Origin of the sequence: Microcystis sp. LE19-41.2A, assembly GCF_027530405.1 — a bacterium.
Classification (GTDB): Bacteria; Cyanobacteriota; Cyanobacteriia; order Cyanobacteriales; family Microcystaceae; genus Microcystis; species Microcystis aeruginosa.
The window spans coordinates 1-3,727 of sequence record NZ_JAPZQJ010000638.1; the positions used below are offsets into that span (position 1 = coordinate 1).

General features: G+C 38.4%; 2 protein-coding genes. Both read left to right on the forward strand.

Annotated features, from left to right (window positions below; genetic code table 11):
• The first annotated feature begins 240 nt into the window (after nucleotides 1-240).
• Nucleotides 241-1,998 carry a replicative DNA helicase gene (dnaB, locus tag O9290_RS26260; RefSeq protein WP_002757010.1) on the forward strand — a complete coding sequence of 586 codons (1,758 nt, stop codon included), beginning with the start codon at nucleotides 241-243 and terminating at the stop codon, nucleotides 1,996-1,998.
• A 1-nt stretch (nucleotide 1,999) separates the two neighbouring features.
• The gene (locus tag O9290_RS26265; protein WP_288055856.1) at nucleotides 2,000-3,577 is read left to right on the forward strand and encodes a glycosyltransferase family 39 protein; all 1,578 of its coding nucleotides are present in this window, start codon (nucleotides 2,000-2,002) and stop codon (nucleotides 3,575-3,577) included.
• Nucleotides 3,578-3,727: the final 150 nt, after the last annotated feature.

Below are 3,727 nucleotides of genomic sequence, written 5' to 3' on the forward strand. Positions count from 1 at the left end.
GCCCGCCCGGTTGAAAAATTAACTGACACAAAAATCCGTTTTAACTGGGTTTGGGGGGTGGGGGGTGGGGGGGGGGGGGGGTGGGGAAGTGGGGAAGTGGGGAAGTGGGGAAATTTCAACTAAAACTCCAAAACCCTAAAACCCCAAAACCCAACCCCGATCATTAACCTGAACATTTGTATTTAATTACGGTGAAACTGACTATACAATATTAATGATAAAGCACGGTCAGCATTGACAATGATTAGCGATCAGTCCCTCCCCCCCCAAAATATTGAAGCGGAAGAATCTATCTTAGGTGGCATTTTGCTAGATCCAAAAGCGTTAGGTAGAATCAGTGATTTTTTAATTCCAGAAGCTTTCTATGTGAAAACCCATCAAGATATTTATCGTGCGGCGCTTGCTTTACAAGGGAAGGGAAAACCGACGGATTTAATGACGGTTAGCAGCTGGTTACAGGATAATTTTCTGCTGGAGGAAATCGGGGGAATGCCGCGATTGTTACAATTAATTGAGCGCACTGTCTCGGCTGCTAACATCGATCGCTATGCTGAATTAGTGATGGATAAATATATGCGTCGTCAGTTAATTTCCACCGGGGGAGAAATTATTGAGTTAGCCAGGGATACGACGCTAGAATTAGAAAATGTTTTCGATGAATCGGAACAAAAGATTTTTCGTCTCACCCAAAAACGACCCCAGGAGGGTTTAATTTTTCTGGGGGATACTTTAATTGAAACTTTTAACGAAATTGAGAAAATGCAGGAGACGACCACTCTACCCGGTATCGAAACTCAATTTTATGATCTCGATGCGATGACCAGTGGTTTACAACCCTCGGATTTAGTTATTATCGCGGGTAGGCCTTCCATGGGAAAAACTTCTTTTGCTCTTAATATTGCCTATAATATCGCTCAACAGAATTTACCCGTGGCTGTCTTTAGTTTGGAGATGTCCAAGGAACAATTAGCCCAACGTTTGTTATCGAATGAGGCTAAAATCGAAAGTAATCGGATTCGCTCGGGCCGTTTGGGACAAAATGATTTAGAGAAGGTTCTTGGGGGACTAGAAAAGTTATTAAATTTGCCCATATATATCGATGATAGTGCCAATTTAAGTGTAATTCAAATGCGTTCCCAAGTGCGGCGTTTACAGGCAGAAAAAAAGGGGCAAATGGGATTAGTTTTAATCGATTATCTGCAATTAATGGAAGGGGGAGGTGATAATCGTGTTCAGGAACTTTCTAAAATTACCCGCAGTCTTAAGGGTTTAGCGAGAGAAATTCATGCTCCGGTAATTGCTCTTTCTCAGTTAAGTCGCGCCGTGGAATCTCGCAATAATAAAAGACCGATGATGTCCGATTTACGCGAGTCGGGATGTTTAGCGGGTGATAGTTTAGTTGAGTTAGCCGCTCCTCGTGCTAAAGTGCCAATTTGTCAGTTAGTTAATTGCTCTAATTTTACGGTTTTTGCTCTTAATGAGGAAACAATGAAATTAGAAAAAGCACTGGTAACTAAGGTCTTTTCCACAGGATTTAAGCCAGTTTTTCGATTAACAACTCGTTTAGGTCGCACGATTAGAGCTACAGCCAATCATAAATTTTTGACTGTCCACGGTTGGCAAAGATTAGATGAATTAAATATCGGTAATTATATCGCTTTACCTCGCTCTCTGAGTAATTCAGACCTAAGGTTTAATTGGGATGAAGTTATGGCAATTCAAGCGGATGGAGAGACAGAAGTGTATGATTTAACAGTAGATAAATTGCATAATTTTATTGCCAATAATATCATCGTCCATAATAGTATCGAACAGGATGCGGATTTAATTATGATGTTATACCGAGATGAATATTATAACCCCGATAGTCCCGATCGAGGTGTGGCCGAAGTAATTATTACTAAACACCGTAACGGTCCCACCGGCACAATTAAGCTACTTTTTCAACCAGAATTTACCAAGTTTCTTAATCTTAAACAAAGTCGCTCTAATTATTAAAATGCAAGCAACTATTAATTATAAAACTCCCAATTGGCTCTTAATACTTTTGGCAATTATCCTAACTCTCGGTGTGGTTTTTCGTTTTGCAAATATCGATCAAAAAATCTATTGGCATGATGAATCCTACACCACCATTAGAACCACTGGTTATCAAGCAAAGGAAATCGCTGATACTATCTTTCAAAACCGTCTTTTATCTACCACAGAATTAGGAAAATTTCAACAACTGAAACCAGAAAGTAATGTTTTTGACACAATAAAATCTCTCGCTAAAGAAGACCCTCAGCACCCACCTTTATACTTTATTATCTCTCGCTATTGGGAAAAAATATTCGGTTTTTCTCCCGTTTCTTCCCGCAGTTTAGCGATTGTTTTTAGTCTTCTCTCCCTGCCATTTATTTACTATCTATCCCTAGAATTATTTGCGGCAAAGTTAACGGCAATTTTAGCAGTAATTTTATTAGCACTCTCTCCAATTGATATAATATTTGCTCAAATGTCCCGTCAGTATAGTCTTTTGGTTTTGTTAACGATAATCAGTCAATTACTGCTGTTAAAATGCCTCAAAAAAAGAACTCTTGTTAATTGGTCTTTATACACCGTCGCTAATACTCTCGGACTCTACACTCATCTCTTTTTTATTCTCAACTTATTTGCTCAAGCAGCCTTTATACTTTGGTATCTTGTTATGAAACCAGAGCGAAAAAATAACTTGATATTTTTCCTGTTATCTGGGTTAACAATGATAATTTTCTATATACCCTGGTTACAGGTTTTTTTAACTAACTCTCAAAGGGCCTTTAACTCCACCAGTTGGGCTGCCGTTAACCATCTCGATTGGGGATTTATCAGTAAATTATGGATCTTAACTTTTACTTCTCTATTTAGCGATAGCGATTTTGGTTTTAATAACATCTTCACCTATATATATAGACTGTTTTTTTTAATCTTAACTATCTATGCTTTTGAGCGAGTTTATCGCTACAATAACCCCATAGCTTTTACTTTTCTGATTACCTCAACCCTAGTACCTTTCCTAGCTTTAGTCATTCCCGATCTAATTTTGACCACCACTAGATCGACTGTCACCCGTTATCTAATTGCGACTTTTCCCACTATCTATATAACTGTGGCTTTTTTCTTGTCACAATTGCTTAATCAAGGCAAAATTTTAGGTAAAATTATCTTGACTTTTTTGTTAACTGCTAGTATAATATCGAACTTCAATAATGCTCTTTCCGAAACCAGTTGGGCAAAAGTTCCTAGTTATTGGAATGGCGAAGTTGCCAGAAAAATCAATGCTGTACCTAAGGCCATTGTTATCAGCGACGAAGGTAATGACTGGACTAACTTAGGTGATTTGCTTTCCCTTAATTATCGTCTTAATGCTGATGTACAATACTTCCTGACTACCACTAACCCCGATACCGATAAGTTAAAAGAAGTCCTAGAAATTCCCCGCGTCAACTTATTTCTTTTTCGTCCTTCCAATCGGTTATTACTGGCCCTAGATCAATTCGATATTCGTCTTGATTATTTCTATCCCTATGGTCAATTGTGGCGAGGGAAGAAATAGGTAAATATATAGGGTTTGCTGAATAAATATAAAAACCTTGTTGGATAAGGCTTTTAGACTTTTTTTCCCTGAAAAAGTGCCTACCATTGGAGTGATTGGGGGGAAAATTTAGGGATTTTTTCCCTGAAAATTAGGTAATTGACCACCTGA

Coding starts and splice junctions, on each gene's coding strand:
- O9290_RS26265 (WP_288055856.1), top strand. CDS start 2,000: ATGCAAGCAACTATTAATTATAAAACTCCCAATTGGCTCTTAATACTT.
- dnaB (WP_002757010.1), top strand. CDS start 241: ATGATTAGCGATCAGTCCCTCCCCCCCCAAAATATTGAAGCGGAAGAA.